Genomic DNA, 25,227 nt, shown 5'->3' with positions numbered 1-25,227 from the left:
ATTCTGAATTCTTGAGAAAAAATGTTTTCAATAGAAGTAAATAACTTAAATAAAACTTTCGGCAAATTTGTTGCTGTAAATAATATTTCATTCAAAGTAAAAGAAGGTGAAATATTTGGATTTCTCGGTGCAAACGGTGCGGGAAAATCTACAACAATTAAAATGCTTTGCGGATTATTAGAGCCAACAAGCGGTGATGCGCTTGTCGGTGGATATAGTATTAAAACTCAAGCAGATTTGGTAAAGAAAAATATTGGGTATATGTCGCAAAGATTTTCTCTTTACAACGATTTAACAATTGAAGAAAATATAAAATTCTTTGGTGGAGTTTATGGTTTAGAAGGAAAAGAATTAACAAACAGAATGCAATGGATTTTAAAAACAGCAAACTTAATTGGTAAAGAAAATATTTTAACTGGCTCACTTCCGGGCGGAATAAAACAAAGATTGGCATTGGGAACGGCAGTAATTCATAAACCAAAAATAGTTTTTCTTGATGAGCCGACAAGCGGCGTTGATCCAATTTCGCGAAGATCTTTTTGGGAATTAATAAACGAACTTTCCGGAGAGGGAATTACGATTTTAGTAACAACTCATTATTTGGAAGAAGCGGAATACTGCGGAAACATAATTTTGATAAACGCCGGAAACCTAATAGCAGAAGGCAATTCCAAAGTTTTGAAAACTAAATATCTACAAAATCCAATTTATGAAATTAAATGTAATAATGTTGTTGATGCTATGGAGATTTTTGATAAATCTAATTTTGTTGATGAAACTTCGATTTTCGGAAATTCAATTCATTTAATAATGAATGAGATTTTTGCAAATGAAAATCAAATTTATAACGAATTAAAAAAGTTGCCTCAAATAAATATTGAGAAAGTTGAGAAAATAGTTCCAACTTTAGAAGATGTGTTTATACACTTGCTGGAAAAGGATAAGAAGTGAGCATAAGAAGAATTTTTGCAATCACTAAAAAAGAATTTAAACATCTATTCAGAGATATACGAATGTTATCAATTCTTCTCCTCTTCCCCGTATTTTTATTAGTGGTTTTTGGTTACGCAGTAAATTTTGATGTGAAAAACATTAAGCTTGCAATTTATGATCAGAATAATACTGAACTAAGCAGAGAATTTTATAACTCATTAATTTCATCTAATTATTTCAAAATATCACATTTCATAAAAAGCGATAACGATGTTAAAGATGTACTTGATAAAAAAATTGCACAATGTGTTTTAATCATTCCCAAAAATTTTTCGCAAAAATTTTATTCAAAAGAAAATGTAAAAGTTCAATTTCTTACTGATGGAGTTGACGGAAACACAGCAAAAATAATTCAAAATTATGTCAACGGCGCAACGGCAAATTTTAATTCGCAAAAAACAAATTATATTCTATCTCAAAAAGGATTAAAATCTTATATACCTTTTGATTTTCATCCAATCTTTTGGTTCAATAAAGATTTGCAAACCACTAGATTTTTAATTCCCGGATTGATTGCAATGATACTTGTAATTGTTGCAGTAGTTAGTGTTTCACTCTCTTTAGTTCGTGAAAAAGAACGCGGAACTATTGAGCAAATTAATGTTTCGCCGATAAATATTATTGAGCTGCTATTAGGTAAGACTTTTCCTTACATTATTGTTGCATTGTTCAACGCAATATTTATATTAATATTTGGTTACTTGTTGTTTAATGTAGAAATTAAAGGCGATTATTTTCTATTGGCATTTACAACAATTATATTTTTATTCACATCAACCAGTATTGGAATTTTTATTTCAACAATTTCCGATTCTCAACAGATTGCATTTACAATTGCTACAATGGTTTCGCTATTGCCTTCTGTAATTTTATCGGGATTTATTTTTCCAATTGAAAGCATGCCGCCTTTTATTCAAATTATTACAAACATTACTCCGGCAAAATTCTTCATCAAAATTCTCAGAGCAATTATTTTGCGTGGTGTTGGCATTGAAGCAATTTGGGATCAGATTTTGTATTTATTAATTTTTGCGGGAATTCTACTTTTTCTTTCAAGTAAAATTTATCTAAAAAAATAAGCAAGAAGTTAGGAATAAGGAGTTAGAAATTAGTAGTTAGTAATTTAATTGTGGGAGAATAAATGAAATCACAAAAATTTACTGATTTAATTGTTTGGCAAAAAGCTCATCAATTAGTATTAGAGGTTTACAAAGAAACAAGAAATTTTCCTAAAGAAGAAATTTATGGATTAACATCACAAATGAGAAGAGCAGCAATTTCAATACCGGCAAATATTGCCGAGGGTTTTGTTAAAAAAGGAATTAAAGATAAAATTAGATTTTTTAATATATCACAAGGATCTTTGGAAGAATTAAAATATTATTTAATACTAAGTAAGGATTTAAGGTATTGCGAAATAAATGAACTTATTTTATTATCAGATGAAATTGGAAAATTGTTGAATGGTTATATAAATGGAATTCTAACTCCTAACTTCTAACTACTTTCTACTAAAAATGAAAACTATAATTCATATTATCAAAAAAGAATTCTCTCAATTTAAGCGTGATCCAAAAATGTTTGGAATTGTTTTAGTTGCACCAATTATCCAGCTTATATTTTTAGGATACGCCGCAACTATGGATGTTAATAATGTTCATATTTTATTTTTAGATAAAGATAAAACTGAAGAAAGCCGTAATTTTATTGAGCGATTTGAAAGTTCCAGATTTTTTTCAATCGATTATTACGCTGAAAATTATGAGGAACTAACTGAACAAATCAACAAAGCAAAAGTTCTTGTGGGATTTGTAATTCCAAATAATTTTTCTAAAAACATTAATAGAAATGAAACCGTAAAACTTCAAGTAATATTTGATGGCTCTGATGGAAACACAGCTTCAATAGCCGCGGGATATATAACAAAAATAATTTCCGAATATTCTCAAAATATTATAATGGATTACAGAGGAAAAAAAGGAATGAAAATTCTGCCGGTTGGACAAATTTCCGCAGAAGTTAGAACTTGGTACAATCCATATTTGAAAACAAGATATTTTATGGTTCCGGCGATTGTTGGATTACTATTAAGTATAATTACCTTAATTTTAACTTCGCTTGCGGTTGTTAAGGAAAAAGAAATTGGAACTCTTGAACAAATAATTGTTACTCCAATAAAACCTTATCAATTAATTATCGGGAAACTTGTACCGTTTACAATAATGGGATTTATTTCAGTAATCCTTGTTATTACTATGATGAATATTTTGTTCGGGATTCCGGTTAGAGGAAGTGTAACTTTTTTGCTCCTCTCATCATTCTTTTATATTCTTTCCACTTTGGGTTTGGGACTTTTTGTATCTACAATTTCAAAAACTCAACAGCAAGCTATGATGATAGCAATATTCGGAATAATGATGCCGATGGTTTACTTATCCGGATTTGCTTTTCCAATTGAAAACATGCCAATTATTTTACAATACATTAGTTATTTAATTCCTCTAAGATATTTTATTACAATTCTTCGCGGCGTTGTTTTAAAAGGAATTGGAATAGCCGACCTTTGGCAAGAAACTGCAATTTTATTTTTAATGGGAATTTTAATTTTGCTCTTTAGTTCTCTACGATTCAGAAAAAGATTGGATTAAAAGTAACTGAAAAGTTAAAAATCAAAATTTGCCAAATAATCATTTTAAATACTATAACAAATCCACAAATTTCAACTAACCTTTAAATATCCTCTTATTTATTAAAATATATTCTGTGATTAAATAAGATTACCAATATCTTTAGAGTCATAATTTAGTTTGGAAAAACTTTGCAAATTCTCACTCAAATAAAAATATTCAAGTTTTGGTTACCTCTAGCAGCAACTTGGCTTATGATGTCGTTGGAAGGACCATTTCTAGCCGCAATAATTGCAAGATTAGTTGATCCCAAATATAATTTAGCAGCTTATGGAGTTGCATTTTCATTCGCATTAATTGTTGAAGCTCCGGTAATTATGATGATGAGCGCTTCTACGGCATTGGTTAAAAATTTTGCATCGTTTAAGAAATTAAGAAATTTTAATTTCTTTGTTAGCGGAATAATTACAATTTTCATGTTTATAATTTTAATTCCTTCATTTTTTAATTTTATCGCAATTGATTTAATTTCTCTTGATTCTGAAGTTGCCAAATTAACATACAAAGCATTTTTTATTTTATTGCCTTGGCCCGGAGCAATTGGTTATCGCCGATTTTACCAAGGAATAATGATTAGAAATAATCTCACAAAACGAGTTGCTTACGGCACCGTTATAAGATTGATGATGATGTCTTTATCGGCAATATTGTTATATAATTTTACAAATTTGGAAGGTGCAATTGTTGGAACATTTTCTTTATCTGTTGCAGTTGTCTCGGAAGCAATTGCAAGCAGATTTATGTCGAATAAAATTTTAGTAAAAATTAAAAATGATAATTTTCTTTCCGAAGAAAAATTATCATACAAAGGAATATTTAATTTTTATTATCCACTTGCGTTAACATCTTTTATTGGTTTGGGCGTTCATCCGATGGTTACATTTTTTATTGGTCAAAGCCGAATGTCGTTAGAATCACTTGCCGTATTGCCCGTAATAAATTCTTTAGTTTTTATTTTTAGAAGTTTGGGATTATCTTATCAAGAAGTTGTAATTGCATTAATTGGCGATAAAGGTGAACACTATTCATCAATAATTATTTTTGCAAAAAAGTTGGGATTCATTTTAGCAATAGGATTAATAATAATTGCACTAACTCCAATTTCATATTTTTGGTTTAACACAATTTCTGGTTTATCAAATGATCTCACAATGTTTTCAAAAATTCCCACAATAATTATTTCAATAATGCCGGCTTTTACTGTTTTAATTACTTTGCAGCGTGCACTTCTAGTTGCATCAAAAAATACAACGCCTATTACATTTGCAACAATTATTGAAGTTACAATAATAATTGTCACACTTTTTGTTTCGATTAAAATATTTGATTTAACCGGAATTACAGCATCAATGATAGCTTTTATTGTTGGTCGAATTTGCGCGGTAATTTTTCTTCATTATTTTTATAAAAATATTGTTAACAAATTTTCAATGGATGTTTAATTCATAAAAATCAAAATCCGTAAGTATTTTAATATAAAGATACGATCTTTTCAAAAGATCGCATCTTTTTAAAGTTATGAATTAATTACCAATTTAAAACCAATACTGTGAACATTTACGATTTCTATTGATTCATCTTCCTTTAAATAATTTCTTAGTTTTGTAATATAAACATCCATACTGCGAGAAGTAAAATAATTATCATTTTTCCAAATTATTGATAATGCTTTTTCGCGTTCTAAAGTTTGATTAATATTTTCGCAAAGTAATTTTAGTAATTCATTTTCTTTGGATGTTAATGCCGAAGATGTATTTTTAATTGTCAGCAATCTTTTTTGATAATTAAAAATAAATTTGCCAATGTTAAAAATTAATTCCTCACTTTGATTTATTGAGTTAGCTGATCTTCTAATTACAGCATTAATTCTTAAAATTAATTCTTCCGTATTGAACGGCTTTGTAATATAATCATCAGCGCCAATATTGAAGCCTTCAATTTTATCTTTAAGCATTGATTTTGCAGTTAAAAATATTACCGGAATATTTTTATTTATTGCTCTAATTTCTTTTGCCAATGTAAATCCGTCTTTCCTCGGCATCATCACATCAAGAATGCATAAATCAAATTTAGAATTTTTAAAAGAAACTAAACCTTCTTCGCCATTTTTGCAAAGTTCAACTTCATATTTTTTTAGTGATAAATATTCACTCAAAATATTTCCCAAATTGATATCATCTTCAACTAATAATATTTTATACTTTTTCATCAATTTATTTTTGGCAAATTAATTATAAATTTTGATCCCTTATTTTTTTCACTTTCAAGAATTATTTTTCCCAAATGAGCTTCAATTATTTTTTTTACAGTGCTTAGTCCAATTCCATTACCTTTTACGTCGTGAATATTTCCAGTAGGAATTCTATAAAAAGTATCGAAAATTTTATTATGATATTTTTTATCAATTCCAATTCCATTATCTTCAATTACAATTTCAAAAGTTGAATTGCTATTCATTGTAGAAATTTTAATTTCGGGATTTCCAACATTATATTTTATTGCGTTATCAATTAAGTTGCTTATTGCGTTAGTGATTTGAAGTATATCAACTGATAAATTTGTATCGGTTGCCTTTAAATCATAAATAATTTTTCCAAATTTTTTATCAATTGGTAATTCATATTTTTCACTAACTTCAAAAATTATTTTGTGAATATCTTCATTTGTTTTGTTTAGTTCAAATTTGCTGTTTTCTAATTCTGCGGCTGATAAAATTGTTTCCACCATATTTGTTAGTCGCTGCGATTCATTTTTAATTATTGCAGAATATTTTTTTGTATCAATATCCGGTTCTTCATTTATTACATCAGCAGCCAAGCTAATTGTGGATATTGGAGTTTTAAATTCGTGAGTGATATTATTTAATAAATCATTTTTTACTTCCGTTATTTTCTTTTGTCTTATCAACATTTTTATTGTTAAATAAAACAACAAAATTATTAATGCAGTTAGAATTATAGAGATTACTAAAATCCACCAAATTGATTTGAATAAAAATACATTACGGTTTTTGAAATCAACCACTAGAAAATTCTGGTTCTTAATAAAATCATTTGGGAAAAGTTTGACTTTATAATTTGATTGTAAAATATCTTTCATATCTTCAAAATTTTTATCTAAAATTAAGCTGTCATTATTTACAATTGCAAAACCATAATTGCTGTTTATACCATATTTGTTTAATTCATCATTAAGTAAAGAATCTAATTTAACTTCACTAATTCTTTTTAGTATATTTTGATTTTTTTCTGTAAACACTAACTCATCAAAAACATTTTCAATAATTTTTGTTTTTCTATGAATTAAAGTATCTATATCACTTTGCCAAATTATTGTTTCTTCAATTGTGCTGTCATTTTGTGTTCTAAATTTTTGTAACACTTTCATTGATGCAAGAGCTGAATCCGAAGTTGTATTAACTTCTATATTAATATTGTTAGAATCATTTCCAATAATCATAACCTGGTTTTTATTAGAATTAAACTTGGAGTTATACTCAAAATTCTTTTTCTTTCCTTTATTTAGAAATATAACTTTGTTAGAATCTTTTGGTGATAATTCTTTAATTAATATTTTTGAAGTTTCTCTATCTTCAATTGTTCTAACCAAGTCGTTCAAAGCATTACCAACATTTTTATTAAATTTTTCTTCTTCCAACTTTAACGCCAAATTAACCCAGTAAAACTGAATTGCAATTAATCCAACAACAGCAAAGGTTATTAATGCAATAATTATTTTAAGAGATTTTTCTTTCATGCGGTAAATTTATTGTTAAGAAATTACAAATGCATATTTTTAACATTTTTTAACATTTTTTAAGAATGTTTTAACAATTTATATTGAAGCAATATTTTATTTTCACTGTAGAAGAATTATAAATTACTAAACCAAAAGGAGAAAAAATGAAAACTAAATCATTATTAACAATAATTACAATTTTTTTATTTACAACTTTTCTTTCCGCACAAGAAAAAGACTTAAAAGGAAAATTGAAGGAAATTAAAGATGCAAAAAAAATTGTAGTAACAACAGAAAAGGGTGATGTTGTTTTTGAAGGTGACGAAGCAAACCAATTATTGAAAAGAATGAAATCAAGCGAAATGAAAAAAAGAATTCAAGTAATTTCTGAAGATGACGAAATTTTAACTGAAGAAATTGAAGGATTGGAAAACGATGATGAAGATATTTTAATTTGGAAATCTGAAGACGGCGAAGAAAAAGTAATTAAACATAAAGGTAAGGGTCACAAAATTATGATGTTTAAAAACGATAACGGAGGTACGGATATTATTGAAAACAAAAAAACAATAAAGATTAAAGTTGATGATGAAAATGGTGAAAAAAATGTTACGGTAACAACTAAAGAAAACGGCGAAGAAAAAGTTGAAACTTATAAAGGAAAAGAAGCCGATGAATACTTAGAAAAAATGGAAGATGAAAAAAATATGAAAATTGATATTAATGAAGATTCTGATTCGATGACAATCTGGGTAGAAAAAGGTGATAAAATTAAAAATAGAATTGAGAAAAATGTAAATGTTGAAATTGAAAATGGTGTTAAAAAAGTAACTGTAAAATCCACTGAAAATGGCGAAGAAAAAGTTGAAACTTTTGTTGGTGAAGAAGCTGATAAATATTTAGAAAAAATGGAAAAAGAAAACAGTGATAAAAAAGTATTTAAGAAAAAAATTATCCAAAAATAAATTCTCCTAATAACTGCTGAAAAATTATAATTTTCAGCAGTTTATTAAATATTCACCCTCAAATTGATACAGTTCACTAAATAAAACTTAAAAAAAACCGATTATTAATTAGATATTACGAGGGGGAAATGAATAAACTCAATATAAAAAATTGGAATATTTTAACAAAAATCTTAACACTTTCTTTAATTGCCATCATTCCTTTTACATTTTTTTTATTTCTGGAAATTTTACCAAATTTCAAACAAACAATGCTGGATGATAAGCGTGAAAATATAAAGCAAGCTGTTGAAGTTGCATATGGAATTATCTCCAATCTAGAAAAAGATTATAGAGATAATAAAATAACATTTCAAGATGCTCAGAAAGAAGCAATCCATCAAATACAAGAAATAAGATTCGGCGAAGATAATTATTTCTGGATAAATGATGATTATCCAAATATGATTATGCATCCTTTCAAGCCGGTGTTAAACGGAAAATCTTTAAGAGATTTAAAAGATCCAAATGGAGTTTTTCTATTTAATGAAATGGCAAAAATCTGTAAACTTAATGGTGATGGATACGTCGATTATTATTGGCCAAAACCGGGATATGAAAATCCCGTTCCTAAAATTTCCTATGTGAAATATTTTAAGGATTGGAATTGGATTATTGGTGCCGGACTTTACATTGATGACGTCGATGAAAAAATTGCAGATATAACAAGCAGAGTATTTTTAATTTTTGGAATTCTTGCTTTTGTATCTTCAGTAATTGTAATTATAAGCAGTGTTAAAATTACAAAGCCAATAAAGGCTTTAGCCAATGCTGCAGAAATGTTAGCAAATGGTCAATCCAATGTTGAAGTTAAAATTTCTTCCAATGATGAAGTTGGAAAACTTGCAATAAACTTTAATAAGATGAGCAAAAATATTGCAGCTTCAATTCAACAAATTAATCAAAAAACAAAAGAGGCAGAAGAAGCTGCACAATCTGCAAAATTATCTCAAAAAGAATCGGAAGAAAAATCTGAATATTTATCAAATAGTACTGCAAAAATGTTATCCGCAATGGAAAAGGCTGCAAAAGGTGATTTGACAACTGAATTAACTGTTCAAAATAAAAATGATGATATCGGAAAACTTTTTGAAGGATTCAATTCTGTTATAAGTAATATTAGTTCGGTTCTTAACAAAGTAAAAAATTCTGCACATTTTAATACTGCTTCTACAAATGAAATTTCTGCAACAATGGAACAAATGTCGGCTGGTGCTCAAGAACAAAGCAGTCAAGCTGAAGAAATTGCAACAGCCGTAGAAGAAATGACCAAGACAATTTTGGAAACTTCCGTAAATTCAACAACAGCTTTTGAATCATCTACTAAATCAAGTAGTCATGTACAAACGGGATTAGAAAAAGTTAAGCAATCAAAAATGAAAATGCAGAAAATAGTAGATACAAACGAAACAACTTCTGCAACAATTACAACACTGGCAAATAGAACAAGCCAAATTGGAAATATTGCAAAAGTAATAAATGAAATCGCCGATCAAACAAATTTATTAGCATTAAATGCTGCAATTGAAGCTGCGCGGGCTGGTGAACAAGGTCGCGGTTTTGCTGTTGTAGCCGATGAAGTTAAAAAATTGGCAGAACGTACCGCATCGGCAACAAAAGAAATTGCAATAACAATTAAAGAAGTTCAGAATGATGCACAATTAGCAAATTCGGAAATGGTTAATTCTAAAAATGTTGTGTATGATGGAATGCAAAATATTATTGAACTTGAAAAATTATTAGATGAAATTACCGGAAATGTTGAAACCGTTAAAGAACAAATAAATCAAGTTGCAACTGCGAATGAAGAACTTTCTACAACTGCAGAACAGATTGGAAGAAACATTCACGGAATTTCAACAGTCTCAAATGAAAACTCACAAGGCATTCATCAAGTTTCACAATCAATTACCGAATTACTTAAGAATTCTGAAATTTTATTAAATCTTGTATCAACTTTTAAAGTAAATGATTCCGATGATTCACCAAAAGAAATAATAAGAAATAAAAAAATGCATTCATTTGCAAAAGTATAGATTTATAAATTCCTTCTAAAATAAAAAATCGGTTAATTGCTGACCGATTTTTTATTTAACACAAAATATAAAAATGTGTAATGTTATTTTTATATTTGAACCACAAACTTTTCTAAAAATCAATAATGATTGAAATTGTAAATCTTCACAAATCTTTTAACGGCAAAGAAGTATTAAAGGGAATTAACCTAACCATTGAAGAAGGTGAAACCAATGTAATTATTGGCAAAAGCGGAAGCGGAAAAAGTGTTTTGCTAAAACATATTGTTGGATTAATTTTTCCGGATGAAGGTTATATAAAAGTTGGTGGTAAAATTGTTGATCCCAACAATACAAAGGAGCTTTACGCAATTAGAAGAAAATTTGGATATTTGTTTCAAGGAGCTGCATTGTTTGATTCGATGACAGTTGGCGAAAATATTGCTTTACCGATTGTTGAAAATGATTACAATATTTCGAAAAATGAATTAGATGTAAAAATTGAAAAAATGTTGGAATTAGTAAATTTACCCGGAACTCAAAATCTAAAACCATCTGAACTTTCCGGCGGAATGAAAAAAAGAGTTGGTCTTGCAAGAGCTTTAATTACCGAGCCGGAATATATTTTGTACGATGAACCAACAACCGGACTTGATCCAATTATGTCTGATTCGATTGATGAACTTATTAAAAATTTAGCCGACCAATTAAACGTAACGTCAATTGTTGTTACTCATGATATGTTCAGTGTAAAAAATGTTGCGGATGAAATTGCTATGGTTCACGAAGGCAAAATTTATTTTAAAGGAACACCCAATCAAATTATTGCTTCGGATGATAAAATAATTAAGGACTTTATTAATAGAACCGGATTTTAAAATCTAAATGTCAAAACAAACAATAAAATATATTTGCACAAGTTGCGGATTTGAATCATTAAGATGGCTTGGCAAATGTCCAAACTGCGAAGAGTGGAATTCATTCTCTGAAGAATTTGTTGAATCAAAAACAAAAAAATCAAAACAAAAAGTTAGCGAAGAAAATATTTTCAAATTAAGTGAAGTAAATTCTCAAGAAGATATTCGCATAAAAACAAACTTAGATGAATTTGATAGAGTTCTTGGCGGCGGATTAATTATTGGTTCTGTGGTTTTAATCGGCGGAGATCCGGGAATTGGAAAATCAACTTTAGTAATGCAAGCCGCTTCATCAATAAGTGCAAAAGTTCTTTATGTAACCGGAGAAGAATCTGTTAAGCAAATTAATCTTCGCGCAAAAAGATTAAAAGTTAACGAAGAAAATATTTTTATTCTATCTGAAACAAATCTTGATGTAATTACTTCTGCAATTGATAAACTAAAACCGGAAGTTGTAATTATTGATTCAATTCAAACAACATTCAAACCGGAATATGATAACGCTCCCGGAACTGTTACGCAAATTAGAGAATGTACAAACTTTTTAATGCAACTTGCAAAAACTTTAAATTTTTCAGTTCTATTAATCGGACATGTAACAAAAGAAGGATTTATTGCGGGACCAAAAGTTTTAGAACATATTGTTGATACCGTTCTTCAGTTTGAAGGAGAAAAAAATTATTCGTACAGAATTTTACGTGCGCAAAAAAATAGATTTGGCAACACAAACGAAATTGGAATTTTTGAAATGCATGACGATGGATTAACCGAAGTAAAAAATCCGAGTCAGATTTTTTTAAGCGAAAGAAATGAAAATGTAACCGGAGCAGTAGTAACAGCAAGTATTGAAGGTTCACGTCCGGTATTATTGGAAGTACAGGCATTAGTTACCCCAACAAATTTCGGAAATCCTCAAAGAGTTACAACCGGTTTTGATTACAGAAGACTTTCTATTCTTCTTGCTGTTTTGGAAAAACGTGCCGGATTAAGAATTTCTTCACATAATGTATTTTTAAATATTGCTGGCGGTATTAAAATTGATGAACCCGCTATTGATTTGGCAGTTTGTACAGCTGTGGCTTCAAGTTTAAAAAACCAACCCGCAAAAAGTAATTATGTCGTTTTAGGTGAAGTCGGTTTAGGCGGAGAAATAAGAAGTGTGGGTCATGTTGAGAAAAGGATTCAGGAAGCAGAAAAATTAGGTTTTGATACAGTTGTTCTGCCGGCTAACAATATGAAATCACTTAAAAGTAAAAATAATATTAAATTGGTAAGTATTGATAATATTGCCGAAGCGATAAATAAAATTTTAGAATAATTTCTTGCATAATTTTTAAGAATGAAATTAAATAAATCTAAACATTGCTTAAACTGCCATAACGATATTGATTATTCAACCTACTGCCCTTATTGCGGTCAATTAAATACTGATAAGAAAATAACTCTGAGAGAAATGTTAAAAGATTTTCTTGGTGATTATTTTACATTCGATTCGAAATTTTTTAAAAGTCTTATTCCCTTACTTATAAAACCGGGTCATTTAACGCACGAGTATTTAAAAGGGAAAAGAGTAAGCTATATTCTACCTTTACGCCTCTACATTTTTACAACGTTTGTTTTTTTCTTTGTAGTAAGTCTAAACACTAAAATGGATTTCGATAAATTTTCTGGTGTAAATGCTGATTCAAGCAAAACTGCTGTTAATGATATTGATTCTTCAACATCTTTTGATGAAAAAATTGCTAATGACCTAAAATCTGATGTTACATATAATATTGATTCATCTAAAAGTAAAAAGGAAGTAATAGTTAAAGGTCCCGGTTTTAACTTTTCAATGGACAAATCATATGACAGCAGTAGTGCATTTGTAAAATATTTGAATAATAAATCAAAATATTTAGCAAGTTTTGGTGAAGAAAGCTCAACAATTTTTTGGAAGGAAGTTATAAATCAAATTCCAAAAGTCATGTTTATTTTACTTCCATTGTTTGCACTTTTTTTAAAACTACTTTACTTAAGAAAAAAAATTCTTTACGTTGAACATATAGTTTTTTCACTGCACATTCATACTTTCATTTTTATTATTCTTATTGTTTCTATTTTCATACCAAATACCTACATAATCTTTGCATTAATTTTTCTAATATTAATTTATTTGTTTTTATCACTTCTGAATTTCTATCAGCAGTCAATTATTAAAACTTCTATAAAATTTATTTTACTTCTGGGCATTTATGTTTTTGCGTTATTACCTACGTTTTTATTATTGGCAATATTGGCAATGGTAAGCATTTAAGAGGTTGGTTTATTGTGAAGACTTGTAATTCTGAATTACAAATCATTTGAGGACTGTTGGTTTCAGAATTTATTAATATGATTCCGGATAATCCATTCGTGATTTCCGGAATCTTAAATTTGATTTATTTTTACAAGATATATTTACTCAAATCTCTATTCTTAACAATCTTATCAAGTTTTTCATTAACCATTTGTCCAGAAATAGAAACTTTTCCTTCCGGCATTTTATCGGGAACATCAAACAAAATATCCTCCAACAAAGTTGTTAAAATTGTATGAAGTCTGCGCGCACCAATATTTTCAACTTCTTCATTAACTATTGTTGCGGTTTTAGCAATTTCTTTAATTGCACTATCTTCAAAAACAATTTCTACATTTTCGGTTTCTAAAAGTGCAGCATACTGCTTTAACAAAGCATTTTGTGGAATTGTAAGTATTTTAATAAAATCAGCTTCGGTTAAACTTTTTAGTTCAACACGAATTGGAAATCTTCCTTGTAATTCTGGAATTAAATCTGATGGTTTAGAAACATGAAAAGCACCCGATGCTAAAAATAAAATGTGATCTGTTTTTACCGGACCATATTTTGTATTTACGGTTGAACCCTCAACTATTGGAAGAAGATCTCTCTGAACTCCTTCTCTGGAAACATCCGGACCATTATGTCCGCCTTTACTTCCGGCAATTTTATCAATTTCATCTAGAAAAATTATCCCGGTTTCTTCAACTCTTCTAACGGCTTCTTTTTGCACATTATCCATATCAATTAATTTTTGTGCTTCTTCTTGAGCCATTACTTTTCTTGCTTCTTTAATTGTAGTTTTTCTTTTCTTTTTCTTTTTGGGAAGCATATTTCCAATTATTTCTTGAATATTCATTCCCATATCATCCATACCAAACGGACCAACTACTTGCATTCCTACTGCGGCGGTTGTTGTATCAAACTCAATAAGTTTATCGTCAAGTTCACCTTTCTTCAATTTCTCACGCATCCATTCTCTTGTTTTTTCATTTCTAAAAACTTCATCATTCTCGCCGTTTTCACCTTCTGTATTGACCTTTGGTACAGTTTTAACCGGAGGAATTAATAAATCAAGAATTTTTTCTTCCGTTAAATTATTAGCTTTTTCTTGAACCAATTCTGTCTGTTCTGATTTAACCATATTAATTGCAAGCTCTGTTAAATCTCTAATCATTGATTCAACATCTCTTCCAACGTAGCCAACTTCAGTAAATTTTGAAGCTTCAACTTTGTAAAATGGTGCGCCGGTTAATTTTGCTAATCTTCTTGCAATTTCAGTTTTACCAACTCCGGTTGGCCCAATAAGAATAATATTATTCGGCATAATTTCTTCTTTAAGTCCTTCGCCAACTTGCTGTCGTCTCCATCTATTTCTCAATGCAATTGCAACCGCACGTTTTGCATCATCTTGACCAATTATATATTTATTAAGTTCACTTACTATTTGTGATGGTGTTAAATTTTTTAACTTTTCTTTTTTCACTATTTATTTCCCTATTGTTTCAACATTAATTTTATCATTTGTGTAAATACAAATTTCTGATGCAACTTTTAAAGCTTCTTTAACAATTTCATCTGCAGTAAGATTACTATACTTAACCAACATTTTAGCAGCTGATAAAGCGTACATTCCGCCCGAACCGATTGCAATTATTTTATCATCCGGTTCAATTACATCTCCGGTTCCGGAAACGACAAAAGTTTTATCTGGTGAAACAACAGCTAAAAGTGCTTCAAGTTTTCGTAAATATTTATCGGTTCTCCAATCTTTTGCTAATTCCACAACTGATCTTTCTACATTACCCCTGTACTGATCCAACTTTTCTTCAAATTTTCCAAGAAGTGTAAATGCATCTGCTGCCGATCCGGCAAATCCTACTAAAACTTTTCCATCTAATAATTTTCTTATTTTCATTGAATTATGTTTCATAATTGTATTGCCGAGCGTTACTTGTCCGTCTCCGCCAAGTGCCGCAACTCCATTATGAATTACGCCTAAAACTGTTGTTGATCTAATTTTTCTTTCCAATTTTTTCTCCGTTAAACCAAATTTATTAATCAATTCATTTATTTTAGAAACATCATTAAAGTCATTTCGAAAGAGCGAAGCGATTGAGAAATCTCTTAATATTAGAGATTCCTCTCCCGATGAAAAAATATCGGGATCGGAATGACAAGTTTTTTTATACGTCTTTATAATGGTTCTTTCTGTTTTTGTTCCAATTTTTCTTTCCAATTATAAAAAGGTGAAACATACGGAAACGCTAATATTGATCCACCAAAACCCATATATCTTACAACCATCATTTGAACATTATTTAATTTCATAGAATTTAACAATTTTTCGTTTATCGAAATTCCATATTTTTCAGCAAGCTCAATTGTTTTATTTTCTAAATTTTCCAAAGCTTTTTTGTATAAAATATTTTTACTATTATTTTTTGAAATATCAACATTTGAGTTTTCAATCTTCATTTCTTTTTTATCAATCAATTTAAAAAGTGAGTATTTTCCTTCTGTTTGAAGTGGACCATAAACATCACCAATTTCCATAGTAGATGTAATTTTTCCAATTTCACCAAATTCTGATTGAGAAAAATATTCAAACTCTCCGCCATTGATTTTTGCCAAATCTCTTTGTGTGTGAATTTTCGCAAATTTTTTTAATTCTTCGGTATCATCAGCAATTGATAAAGCTTGCTGAATAATCTCTAAACTATCAGTAAGTATTTCTACAATTTTAAATTTTGTTTCAATAAATACGGAATCATTTTGCGATATCGAATTTTCTTGTTCAAAAATATTCTTTGTTTCAAGTACTAAATCTTTTCTGTAAAGTGTTGCCAAATAATTGTTCTTCCAAATTTCCGTATCAGATTTTACTTCGTCTAAATTTTCTAACCCTAATTCATATCCGTAGCGGGTCAATATTTCCATTTCTATTTGGCGTCTTACCCTTTGATTCAAATGTTCGGCAATATTATTCATATCTGAGGAATATGTATAAAATCCTTCAAACATAAATTCATTTAAAAAATCATTTAGTGTTAATGGATTATTTTCAAACTTTATAAAAACTTTTTTAAGTGAATCGGGATTTAGAGAATTTCTAAACCTTGTAAAATCTTCATCGCTAATTTGTATTTTTTCATTTGCTGCAACATTCTCTCTTACTTTTACTTTCTCAACCAAAGGCTGCAACGAATCAACAATATACCAAAACAAACTTCCATCGGTTGTAACTTTTTTATCTTTTAAAAAATTATAAAGGAAAGAATCATAAAGAGAATCTTCGTTTCTTTTTTTTACAGTTTTTTCAACAAGTGCAACTTTGTCTTCAAACGATTTGAAATTTGCAGAAGATTTATTTATCAATCTAAAAATATACCATCCTTCTGGCGATTGCTGAGGTGTTGTAAATTGATTTAGTTCAAGTGAAAATATTGCGCTTTCGGGTTCGATTGCCATTTTGCCATAAATAACTTCGTAAGGTTCTTTAACAAATTCCACATTCTTCAAAAGTGCAGCAGTCGAATCATAATTTTTAGAATTTTTTAATTCGTTGTAAGCAATATCAATTGCATCTTTACTTTGCGTATAAACGTAATCAACAAAATATTTTTTATTTGCGAGAGAAATTCCTTCCTTAATTTTTTCTTTATTAAGCGAAACTTTATTTTTAATTTCCTTTTTGTACAATGCATCTCTAACATGCATTTTTTCCATTGGAATATAATTCATCTTCATCGATGCAGAAGAATCATAACCATTTTTTTCTGCTTCAATTGCTAAAAGTTTTTCTGCAATTAATGTGTATAATAATTCTTCTTTTGCTTTCTGCATTCCCTTTTCGGAATTCTTCCTTTTTATTTGCGGTGTTAATTCAAAACGATATTTAAATTCCTCGGCGGTAATTATTTTATCACCAACTTTAGCTACAATTTCTTCTTTTTTTTGTGGATAAATATTTGATGAAAAAATAAATAGAAGTATTAATAATTGAAATTTTCTCATAATTAAATTTTGTTATTTCTTTGAAAATGGATTTGGAAAAATTTTTGCAACTTTTGATTTGTAATTTAGGTATGAATCTCCGTATCGTTTTATAAGATTTTTTTCTTCATACTCAGAACCGATGTAAAAATAAATTACCATACTTATAAAAAATATTAGATAAAATAAATCCATTGTTGATCTAAAACCTAACACAATTATTGTAAAAAAATAAATCGGATGACGCGAATATTTAAACGGACCTTTAATAATTAGTTCGTGATTTTCATCCAAATTTTCTGCGCTGTAATTATTTTGGAAATATCTTTTAATTTGATTAAAACCTAAAAATTCTTTCAAGTTCAAATATGATGAAGTCCAAAATAATCCTAAAATTCCCAAAAATTGAATTGTAAAAATAATCAGATCATACGGAAATTGTAAGTCGTAAATTTTAACATTTGGTTTTGGTGAAATGTAATAAATCGCAACAAAAAAAATTACAGAAGTTATATTGTAGAAAAATCTGTAGAAAGCAATTTTGTTTCCAACTTTTTTGGTAATTTTTTTCTTTACATCAAAGGCTGCTAAAATTGAATGCGGGATTGCAAAAAGTGAAAATAAAAATATTATAATTAGAACATCAAAAATGTAATTCATAAAAAATCGTCAGCAATCATACATTTATTAAAATTTTTTGTCATATCGAATGAGTGTTTTTTGCGAATGAGATATCTCTTATTATATAGATTTCTCACCCAATAAAAAAATTGGGATTCGAAATGACAATCAGATTTAATTTACAATCAAAAATTTTTATCTCAATTCTTTTCTTAATCTTGCAACGGGAACTTGAAGCTGTTCGCGGTATTTTGCAACAGTTCTTCGTGCAATATGAATTCCTTTATCGACAAGAATTTTAGCAATTTTTTCATCGCTATGAGGTTTGCCTTTTGGCTCAGAATCGCAAATTTCTTTTATTAAAATTCTGATATGTTTGTTAGAAATTTCATCGCCGTCATCTGTAGAAAGTCCTTCGCTGAAGAAATATTTTAATTCATGAATTCCAACCGGACTTTGCACATATTTTCCGTTTACAACTCTGCTGATTGTAGAAATATCCATCATAATTTCATCGGCAATATCTTTGTAAATCATTGGTCGCAAAAACTTTGGACCATTTTCAAAAAACGCATATTGTTTTTCAAAAATGGAGCGCATTATTTTCATTAAAGTTTCTCTTCTCTGCTGAATTGATGCAATAAACCATTTTGCAGATTCAAACTTTTCTCTTAAAAATTGATGTGTTTCTTTTTCGCGCGGAGTAACTTTTCTTTTTCTTTTTTTTCCGTCAATCATTTCTAAATAAGTTGAACTAATTGTTACAGATGGCATACTTTTATCGTTTAAAGTAATTACATAATCATCGTCAACTTTTTCAATAATAAAATCTGGAGTAATTTGATTTGCTTCATCGGATTCAAGTGCGCTGGCTCCGGGTTTGGGATTTAGTTTGTGAATTAAATCCAAAATAGATTTTAAAGTTTCTCGTGTTAAATTCATTTTTGTTTGAATTGCATCAAATCTTTTGTTAACAAAATCCGTATAATTTTCACTTAGAATTTTTTCCGCCAAATATGAATAATACGGATCGTAAGAAGAATTTCTAATTTGAATTAATAAACATTCTTGCAAATCTCTTGCAGCAATTCCAACGGGATCTAAAAGCTGAATCATTTTTAAAACTTTTTCAGCATCTTCAATTGAAACTTCAACATGTTCAAAGAGTTTTAAATCTTCAACAATTTTTGATAAATCTTCTCTAAAATATCCGTCTTTAGAAAGACTTCCGACTATTACTTCGCCCAAAATAATTTGTTCTTCAGGCAAATTTAATATGTGTAATTGATCTAATAATCTTTCTGTTTGAGAAACTTTTGATGGAGCAATCGGTCGGTTATCTTCATCATCCGGACTTTTATTAATTCTATCGCTATCCAAATCTCCGTCATTCATATAATCTTCAACATCAAACTCATCATCATTATTTACTTCAATTTCTTCTTCTTGAGTTTCATCATCCGAATTTTCTTCTTGATCTTGAGTTAATTCAATTTCATCTTCCAAAGTTTCTTCCAAAATTGGATTTAATTCCAACTCTGTTTTAATCCTTTGTTCTAACGCCATAGTATTTAGTTGCAATAATTTTTGATATTGAATTTGCTGAGGTGATAATTTTTGCTGAAGTGAAAGTTTTTGCTGCAATGATAACATAATTATTTTCCGTTAAGATTCTTTAATTTATTGTAAAATTTTGAATTATAAGCTCTTTTAATTGGTTTTTCACAAAATTCTAAAATTGATAAATTTGTTTCTTTTCCTTTTTCCAAAGCGGGATCGCAAACATCATATTTTTCATATTTTAAAACATCACCGCCAAAATCTGTAACTCTAATAGGAAATAAGTGACAAGAAATGGGTTTTATAAAATCAATTTTTCCATCATAATAAGCTTTTTCAATTGCACACTTTGCAATATCGCCCTCGTAAAAAACAAAAACACAATCTTTTTTGCCGACACTTCTCGTCATTAATTCTTTGTGTTTTTCTTCCCAAAATCCGTTCAACTCAATTTCTTTCAAACTTTTTTTGGGCAAATAGTTTTTAATTTTATCTAAATGTTTATTAATTTCACCAATTTCTTCTTTTTTTAGAGGAGCGCCGTAATCGCTTTTCATTGTACAGCAAGCGCCTTTGCAAATTTCTAAATTGCAAGTAAATTTAGTTTTAGGGATTTCTCTGCTGACTAAAACGCCGTCTATATTTTCAAGATCAATCATATTAAAATTTGGAATAATTTTTGCTAAGATAGTGAAAAAAGCTTTACTTGTAAAGATTTAATTCTTCAAATAATATTACCCATTTAAAAGAAATTTCCGAAAAGTTAAAAATTAATAAAGATACGTTCTTTTTAAAAGATCGAATCTTTTTGTTTATAAAATTTTTGCATACAATAATTTGATTTTGAAATTTTCTAAATGTGTAAATTTACAAATCACAAAAAAAATTAATCAATTATGAATTTTGAAAATAAAGTTGTTTTAATCACCGGCGCAACTTCTGGAATTGGAAAAGAAATTACTCATCAATTAATTTCTAAACAAAATGTTAAACTTGCTTTAGTTGCAAGAAGAGAAAATTTGCTAAAGGAAAATTTTAACGAAAATGAAAATCTCTTAATTCTAAAATGTGATGTAAGCAAAAAAGATGAAGTTAAAAATGCTTATCAAAAAGTTATAGAAAAATTTGGAAAAGTTGATGTTGCAATTTTAAATGCGGGATATTCCGTGAGAATGCCGGTTGAAGAATATAATTCCGAAGCGGCAGAAAGAATTTTCGGCGCAAATGTTTTTGGAATTATTTATTGGGTAGAACAATTATTACCAAAATTTATTGAAGAAAAAAATGGAATTATTGTTGGAGTTTCAAGTCTTGCAGATTCTAAAGGATATTCCAAAAGCGGATTTTATTCAGCAAGTAAAGCTGCCGCAACAATTTACCTTGAAGGCTTGCGAACGGAATTAAACAAATATAATGTGAAAGTTTTAACAGTTCGTCCCGGATTTGTTAAAACTCCAATGACGGACAAAAATGAATTTAAAATGCTTTTTATGATGAATGTTGAAAAAGCCGCACAAATTATAATTAACGGAATTGAAAATGAAAAACGAATGATTCAATTTCCTTGGCAGTTGGTAATTTTAACAAGATTATTTCCATTAATACCAAATTGGATTTATGAAAAGTTAGAAAACACATTTGTTGAAAAAAATAAAAAGTAAAAAATGAAAAACACAATTATTATAATCGGCGGATTTTACAATTTAGCTTTTGCAATTTTTCATTTATTATTTTGGAAAATTTTCAATTGGAATAAAGAATTAAAAAGAATGAATTTTATTAACGGCGGAATTTTTCAAATACTTAATATTTCTTTAACATTTGTATTTATAATTTTTGCGTTTCTATCATTTTTTTACACTAAAGAATTAGTTACAACTCAACTTGGCAATTCAATTTTAAGATTGATTTCTTTCTTCTGGTTTTTCAGAGCACTTCAGCAAATTTATTTTTTTGGAATTAAAAACAAAACTTCGGTTTTATTTTTTATTGGATTTTTGATTGGTGCGGGAATTTATATTTATCCTACATTATAATTTTTTTCTTTTCAATTTTAATTTTTGATTTTTCATACTCCAACAAAATGAGCTCAAGCTTTTTTCGTTTTACGTTTTTCGTCTAACGTTTCACGTACTTAGTGTTCATTCCAATGTTTGATTGAAATATCTTCCAAATCTTTTTTACAAAAAGCATTGATAAAAGCTTGAGCCAATCTGGAATTGGTTATAAGCGGAATGTTAAAATCAATAGCACTTCTTCTAATTTCGTAATCGTTATCTAATTCATTTTTAGAAAGATTTTTTGGAATGTTAATTACTAAATCAATTTTTCGTTTTCTCAAATATTCAATCGTGTTGGGACTTTGCTTTTCATCCGGCCAATATAAAAGTTGAGATTCAACATTATTATCTTTCAAAAATTTGTGAGTTCCTCTTGTTGCAAATAAATTATAATCATTCTCAATTAATAATTTACAGCTTTCCAATAATTCAGCTTTTGATTGAACCGGTCCGGTAGAAAGTAAAATATTTTTCTTCGGAATTTTATATCCGACTGATAACATTGATTTAAGCAGTGCATCATAAAAATCATCGCCAATACATCCAACTTCTCCCGTTGAAGCCATATCAACACCAAGAATCGGATCAGCTTTGCTTAATCGCGAAAAAGAAAATTGAGGAGCTTTTATTCCAATATAATCAAGCTCAAACAATGATTTATTAGGTTTAATATATTTTGCTTCAAGCATAATATCTGTTGCCAATTCAACAAAATTTACTTTTAAAACTTTTGATACAAACGGCAAACTTCGTGATGCTCGTAAATTGCATTCGATTACTTTTACATCATTATCTTTTGCAAGAAACTGAATATTGAATGGTCCGGAAATATTTAACTCAGATGCAATTTTTCTGGAAATAGTTTTTATTCTTCGTACAGTTTCAAAATAAATTTTTTGCGGAGGAAATACCATTGTTGCATCACCGGAATGAACTCCCGCAAATTCAATATGCTCACTAATTGCATAAAGAACCATTTCACCTTTATCGGCAACTGCATCAATTTCAATTTCTTTTGCATTTTCAATAAACTCGGAAACAACAACTGGATATTGCTTAGAAACCTCAGTTGCTAATTGTAAAAAGTGGTCTAATTCACTTTCGTTGGAAACAACATTCATTGCTGCACCGGAAAGTACATAAGACGGACGAACTAAAACCGGATAATTTACTTCAGTAATAAAATTTCTAATTTCCGTTGTTGAAGTTAATTCTCTCCACCTTGGCTGATCAATTTTTAAATCATCAAGCATTTGAGAAAATTTATGTCGGTTTTCCGCTCTATCAATTGAAAGAGGTGAAGTTCCTAAAATGTTAACATTTGATTTGTGCAAACGCATTGCCAAATTATTTGGAATTTGTCCGCCCGTAGAAACTATAACACCTTTGGGATTTTCCAAATCAACAATATCAAGAACTCGTTCTAAAGTAAGTTCATCAAAGTAAAGACGATCGCAAATATCATAATCCGTGCTAACTGTTTCGGGATTATAATTTATCATTATTGATCTAAAATTTTCTTTCTTAATTGTGTTAAGAGCATTAACTCCGCACCAATCAAATTCAACACTGCTTCCTATTCTATAAGCTCCGGAACCCAATACTACAACTGATTTATTATCATTTACAAAATCTATATCGTGCTCAATTCCGCTGTAAGTTAAATAAAGATAATTTGTGTAAGCCGGATATTCCGCTGCAAGGGTATCAATTTGTTTTACAAAAGGTTTTATTCCTTTGTTAATTCTAAAATTTCTGACTTTTAAAATATCTTTATCTACATTGACCGATTCACTCTTTAAAACAAATCTTGCAATTTGAAAATCGGAGAAACCAAGTTTTTTAGAATCAAGTAAAAGTTGATTCGGCAATTCTTCTAATGAATTATAATTCTGCAATTCATATTTATAATCAAAAATATTTTTTAGTTTAACCAAAAACCATTTATCAATTTTCGAAAGTTCATAAATTTCATCAACTGTTAATCCTTCCTTAAAAGCTTGAGCAATAATAAAAATTCTCATGTCAGTGGGATTAACCAACATATCTTTAATATCTGATGTGGGAATATCTTTGTTGCCGACAAATCCGTGCATTCCTTGTCCAATCATTCGCAAACCTTTTTGAATTGCTTCTTCAAAGGTTTTGCCGATTGCCATTACTTCACCGACACTTTTCATACTGCTTCCAATTTGATTGGAAACTCCATGAAATTTATTCAAATCCCAGCGCGGAATTTTGCAGACAATATAATCCAAAGCCGGTTCAAAAAATGCGGATGTGGTTTTTGTTACTGAATTTTTTAATTCATAAAGTCCGTAACCCAAAGCCAATTTTGCTGCAACAAATGCAAGCGGATAACCGGTGGCTTTACTTGCCAATGCGCTTGATCGGGAAAGTCTTGCATTAACTTCAATAACTCTATAATCTTCTGAAAACGGATCTAACGCATACTGAACATTACATTCGCCGACAATTCCAATATGCTGAATTAATTTTATAGCAATTTCTCTCAGTTTATGATATTCGGTATTTGTTAAAGTTTGAGAAGGCGCAACTACAATACTTTCGCCGGTATGAATTCCAAGCGGATCAAAATTTTCCATATTACAAACTGTGATGCAATTGTTGTAACAATCGCGCACAACTTCATACTCAACTTCTTTCCAGCCTTTTAAAGATTCTTCAATTAAAATTTGATCGGAATATGAAAGTGCTTTGGAAGCAAGAATTTCCAACTCATCCGGATTTACACAAAATCCACTTCCTTGCCCGCCCAATGTGTACGCGGCTCTAACAATGATTGGATAATTTAATTCTTCAGCAGCTTTAAGCGCATCTTCAATTGAATTAACCGCAATACTTTTTGGAGTTTTTATGCTTACTTTTTTTAAAGTGTTTGCAAAAAGTTCACGGTCTTCCGTATCAATTATTGCACTAATTGGTGTACCTAAAACTTTAACATTATATTTTTCAAAAATATTTTTTTTGAATAATTCAATTCCGCAATTTAAAGCTGTTTGACCACCGAACGAAAGTAAAACTCCATCAGGATTTTCTTTAATTATTACTTGTTCAACAAAGTATGGTGTAACCGGTAGGAAATAAACTTTATCGGCAATATTTTCTGAAGTTTGAACTGTCGCAATATTTGGATTGATTAAAACTGTTTCAATATTTTCTTCGCGCAAGGCTTTTAATGCTTGGGAGCCCGAATAATCAAATTCACCGGCTTCTCCAATTTTAAGAGCGCCGGAACCTAATATTAAAACTTTTTTTATTTCTTTATTCATGGGATTTAATGGAACGCAGATTACAC

At 29.1% G+C, this 25,227-nt stretch carries 21 protein-coding genes; 12 read left to right on the top strand and 9 right to left on the bottom strand.

Annotated features, from left to right (window positions below; genetic code table 11):
- The first annotated feature begins 21 nt into the window (after positions 1–21).
- The 5 genes from IPH62_07920 to IPH62_07900 all read left to right on the top strand — a co-directional run bounded on the left by IPH62_07920 (position 22) and on the right by IPH62_07900 (position 5,122).
- Complete coding sequence (locus IPH62_07920) at positions 22–951, top strand: ABC transporter ATP-binding protein (GenBank protein MBK7105195.1); 930 nt, start codon at positions 22–24, stop codon at positions 949–951.
- Positions 952–1,013: 62 nt separating this feature from the next.
- Positions 1,014–2,072 carry an ABC transporter permease gene (locus IPH62_07915; GenBank protein ID MBK7105194.1) on the top strand — a complete coding sequence of 353 codons (1,059 nt, stop codon included), beginning with the start codon at positions 1,014–1,016 and terminating at the stop codon, positions 2,070–2,072.
- 62 nt (positions 2,073–2,134) lie between these two features.
- On the top strand, positions 2,135–2,494 hold the full coding sequence (locus IPH62_07910; GenBank protein ID MBK7105193.1) for a four helix bundle protein: 360 nt from the start codon (positions 2,135–2,137) through the stop codon (positions 2,492–2,494).
- A 16-nt stretch (positions 2,495–2,510) separates the two neighbouring features.
- Complete coding sequence (locus IPH62_07905) at positions 2,511–3,641, top strand: ABC transporter permease (GenBank protein MBK7105192.1); 1,131 nt, start codon at positions 2,511–2,513, stop codon at positions 3,639–3,641.
- Positions 3,642–3,811: 170 nt separating this feature from the next.
- Entirely contained in the window at positions 3,812–5,122 is a 1,311-nt protein-coding gene (locus IPH62_07900; protein MBK7105191.1) for a hypothetical protein, read from the top strand.
- A 74-nt stretch (positions 5,123–5,196) separates the two neighbouring features.
- On the opposite strand, the gene IPH62_07895 is transcribed toward IPH62_07900, so the two are convergent.
- Together IPH62_07895 and IPH62_07890 are read right to left on the bottom strand one after the other, a co-directional pair.
- Positions 5,197–5,892 carry a response regulator transcription factor gene (locus IPH62_07895; GenBank protein MBK7105190.1) on the bottom strand — a complete coding sequence of 232 codons (696 nt, stop codon included), beginning with the start codon at positions 5,890–5,892 and terminating at the stop codon, positions 5,197–5,199.
- Positions 5,889–7,436, bottom strand: a complete 1,548-nt coding sequence (locus tag IPH62_07890; GenBank protein MBK7105189.1) for a HAMP domain-containing histidine kinase — start codon at positions 7,434–7,436, stop codon at positions 5,889–5,891. Before IPH62_07890 ends, IPH62_07895 begins: the two co-directional genes overlap by 4 nt.
- Before the next feature lie 146 nt (positions 7,437–7,582).
- Here IPH62_07890 and IPH62_07885 point away from each other — a divergent pair, with 146 nt between their 5' ends.
- The 5 genes from IPH62_07885 to IPH62_07865 all read left to right on the top strand — a co-directional run bounded on the left by IPH62_07885 (position 7,583) and on the right by IPH62_07865 (position 13,650).
- A complete protein-coding gene (locus IPH62_07885) occupies positions 7,583–8,383 on the top strand; it encodes a hypothetical protein (GenBank protein ID MBK7105188.1) in 801 nt (266 codons plus the stop codon).
- Between the two features lie 128 nt (positions 8,384–8,511).
- On the top strand, positions 8,512–10,458 hold the full coding sequence (locus IPH62_07880; GenBank protein ID MBK7105187.1) for a methyl-accepting chemotaxis protein: 1,947 nt from the start codon (positions 8,512–8,514) through the stop codon (positions 10,456–10,458).
- A 125-nt stretch (positions 10,459–10,583) separates the two neighbouring features.
- Complete coding sequence (locus tag IPH62_07875) at positions 10,584–11,315, top strand: ABC transporter ATP-binding protein (protein MBK7105186.1); 732 nt, start codon at positions 10,584–10,586, stop codon at positions 11,313–11,315.
- Between the two features lie 7 nt (positions 11,316–11,322).
- Positions 11,323–12,672 (top strand): DNA repair protein RadA, encoded by a 1,350-nt coding sequence (gene radA / locus IPH62_07870; GenBank protein MBK7105185.1) that lies wholly within the window; start codon positions 11,323–11,325, stop codon positions 12,670–12,672.
- A 21-nt stretch (positions 12,673–12,693) separates the two neighbouring features.
- Positions 12,694–13,650, top strand: a complete 957-nt coding sequence (locus IPH62_07865; protein ID MBK7105184.1) for a DUF3667 domain-containing protein — start codon at positions 12,694–12,696, stop codon at positions 13,648–13,650.
- Positions 13,651–13,780: 130 nt separating this feature from the next.
- On the opposite strand, the gene hslU is transcribed toward IPH62_07865, so the two are convergent.
- The 6 genes from hslU to IPH62_07835 all read right to left on the bottom strand — a co-directional run bounded on the left by hslU (position 13,781) and on the right by IPH62_07835 (position 20,507).
- Positions 13,781–15,157 carry an ATP-dependent protease ATPase subunit HslU gene (gene hslU, locus IPH62_07860; protein MBK7105183.1) on the bottom strand — a complete coding sequence of 459 codons (1,377 nt, stop codon included), beginning with the start codon at positions 15,155–15,157 and terminating at the stop codon, positions 13,781–13,783.
- 3 nt (positions 15,158–15,160) lie between these two features.
- Positions 15,161–15,703, bottom strand: coding sequence for an ATP-dependent protease subunit HslV (hslV, locus tag IPH62_07855; GenBank protein MBK7105182.1), 543 nt, complete (start codon positions 15,701–15,703; stop codon positions 15,161–15,163).
- Between the two features lie 164 nt (positions 15,704–15,867).
- Complete coding sequence (locus tag IPH62_07850) at positions 15,868–17,688, bottom strand: peptidyl-prolyl cis-trans isomerase (protein MBK7105181.1); 1,821 nt, start codon at positions 17,686–17,688, stop codon at positions 15,868–15,870.
- A 12-nt stretch (positions 17,689–17,700) separates the two neighbouring features.
- Entirely contained in the window at positions 17,701–18,327 is a 627-nt protein-coding gene (locus IPH62_07845; protein ID MBK7105180.1) for an isoprenylcysteine carboxylmethyltransferase family protein, read from the bottom strand.
- Positions 18,328–18,483: 156 nt separating this feature from the next.
- Positions 18,484–19,941 carry an RNA polymerase factor sigma-54 gene (gene rpoN / locus IPH62_07840; protein ID MBK7105179.1) on the bottom strand — a complete coding sequence of 486 codons (1,458 nt, stop codon included), beginning with the start codon at positions 19,939–19,941 and terminating at the stop codon, positions 18,484–18,486.
- A gap of 2 nt (positions 19,942–19,943) precedes the next feature.
- Entirely contained in the window at positions 19,944–20,507 is a 564-nt protein-coding gene (locus tag IPH62_07835) for a DUF3109 family protein (GenBank protein ID MBK7105178.1), read from the bottom strand.
- A gap of 237 nt (positions 20,508–20,744) precedes the next feature.
- Between IPH62_07835 and IPH62_07830 the strand changes: the two genes are divergently transcribed.
- Positions 20,745–21,509: an SDR family NAD(P)-dependent oxidoreductase gene (locus IPH62_07830; GenBank protein MBK7105177.1), complete on the top strand. Its 765-nt coding sequence runs from the start codon at positions 20,745–20,747 to the stop codon at positions 21,507–21,509.
- Between the two features lie 3 nt (positions 21,510–21,512).
- Positions 21,513–21,884 carry a hypothetical protein gene (locus tag IPH62_07825; GenBank protein ID MBK7105176.1) on the top strand — a complete coding sequence of 124 codons (372 nt, stop codon included), beginning with the start codon at positions 21,513–21,515 and terminating at the stop codon, positions 21,882–21,884.
- A 98-nt stretch (positions 21,885–21,982) separates the two neighbouring features.
- Here IPH62_07825 and carB read toward each other — a convergent pair whose 3' ends face one another.
- Positions 21,983–25,201, bottom strand: a complete 3,219-nt coding sequence (gene carB / locus IPH62_07820; protein ID MBK7105175.1) for a carbamoyl-phosphate synthase (glutamine-hydrolyzing) large subunit — start codon at positions 25,199–25,201, stop codon at positions 21,983–21,985.
- Positions 25,202–25,227: the final 26 nt, after the last annotated feature.

It is taken from the genome of Ignavibacteriota bacterium (genome assembly GCA_016708125.1).
GTDB lineage: Bacteria > Bacteroidota > Ignavibacteria > Ignavibacteriales > Melioribacteraceae.
The sequence above is the reverse complement of the archived record's forward strand: the minus strand, read 5'-3'. Positions and strand labels throughout refer to the sequence as shown.

What these genes read in the sequence shown, in the direction of transcription:
- IPH62_07920 (MBK7105195.1), top strand. Translation starts at nt 22, where the DNA reads ATGTTTTCAATAGAAGTAAATAACTTAAATAAAACTTTCGGCAAATTT.
- IPH62_07915 (MBK7105194.1), top strand. Translation starts at nt 1,014, where the DNA reads ATGTTATCAATTCTTCTCCTCTTCCCCGTATTTTTATTAGTGGTTTTT.
- IPH62_07910 (MBK7105193.1), top strand. Translation starts at nt 2,135, where the DNA reads ATGAAATCACAAAAATTTACTGATTTAATTGTTTGGCAAAAAGCTCAT.
- IPH62_07905 (MBK7105192.1), top strand. Translation starts at nt 2,511, where the DNA reads ATGAAAACTATAATTCATATTATCAAAAAAGAATTCTCTCAATTTAAG.
- IPH62_07890 (MBK7105189.1), bottom strand. Translation starts at nt 7,436, where the DNA reads ATGAAAGAAAAATCTCTTAAAATAATTATTGCATTAATAACCTTTGCT.
- IPH62_07885 (MBK7105188.1), top strand. Translation starts at nt 7,583, where the DNA reads ATGAAAACTAAATCATTATTAACAATAATTACAATTTTTTTATTTACA.
- IPH62_07880 (MBK7105187.1), top strand. Translation starts at nt 8,512, where the DNA reads ATGAATAAACTCAATATAAAAAATTGGAATATTTTAACAAAAATCTTA.
- IPH62_07875 (MBK7105186.1), top strand. Translation starts at nt 10,584, where the DNA reads ATGATTGAAATTGTAAATCTTCACAAATCTTTTAACGGCAAAGAAGTA.
- radA (MBK7105185.1), top strand. Translation starts at nt 11,323, where the DNA reads ATGTCAAAACAAACAATAAAATATATTTGCACAAGTTGCGGATTTGAA.
- IPH62_07865 (MBK7105184.1), top strand. Translation starts at nt 12,694, where the DNA reads ATGAAATTAAATAAATCTAAACATTGCTTAAACTGCCATAACGATATT.
- IPH62_07850 (MBK7105181.1), bottom strand. Translation starts at nt 17,688, where the DNA reads ATGAGAAAATTTCAATTATTAATACTTCTATTTATTTTTTCATCAAAT.
- IPH62_07845 (MBK7105180.1), bottom strand. Translation starts at nt 18,327, where the DNA reads ATGAATTACATTTTTGATGTTCTAATTATAATATTTTTATTTTCACTT.
- rpoN (MBK7105179.1), bottom strand. Translation starts at nt 19,941, where the DNA reads ATGTTATCATTGCAGCAAAAACTTTCACTTCAGCAAAAATTATCACCT.
- IPH62_07835 (MBK7105178.1), bottom strand. Translation starts at nt 20,507, where the DNA reads ATGATTGATCTTGAAAATATAGACGGCGTTTTAGTCAGCAGAGAAATC.
- IPH62_07830 (MBK7105177.1), top strand. Translation starts at nt 20,745, where the DNA reads ATGAATTTTGAAAATAAAGTTGTTTTAATCACCGGCGCAACTTCTGGA.
- IPH62_07825 (MBK7105176.1), top strand. Translation starts at nt 21,513, where the DNA reads ATGAAAAACACAATTATTATAATCGGCGGATTTTACAATTTAGCTTTT.
- carB (MBK7105175.1), bottom strand. Translation starts at nt 25,201, where the DNA reads ATGAATAAAGAAATAAAAAAAGTTTTAATATTAGGTTCCGGCGCTCTT.